Source organism: Pseudoduganella rivuli (assembly GCF_009674485.1).
Lineage (GTDB): Bacteria > Pseudomonadota > Gammaproteobacteria > Burkholderiales > Burkholderiaceae_D > Rugamonas > Rugamonas rivuli_B.
Window position 1 is genome coordinate 1 of the sequence record NZ_WKJJ01000089.1, and the last position, 255, is coordinate 255.

At 63.5% G+C, this 255-nt stretch carries 1 pseudogene; it reads left to right on the forward strand.

Going from position 1 to position 255, the window contains the following annotated elements:
• Window positions 1-255, forward strand: a pseudogene (locus GJ700_RS36460) (hypothetical protein); the annotation flags it as partial.

The following is a 255-nucleotide window of genomic DNA, read 5'->3' on the forward strand; positions in this document are numbered from 1 at the left end:
CACGGGCAATGTGCTGACCATGACGATGCAAGCCACCACTGACGCCAACGGCGCACAGGGTTTCAATGCCACTGCCACGGGAAGTGCCCGCACCTGGACCTACACGTACAACGCCGCAGGCCAGGTGTTGACCGCGCGGGGGCCGCGTACCGATGCGGACGACACCGTGACGTACAGCTACGACGCCAATGGCAACCTGGCGACCGTGGCCAATGCGCTTGGTCACGTGACGACCTTGTCGAACTATGACGCCCA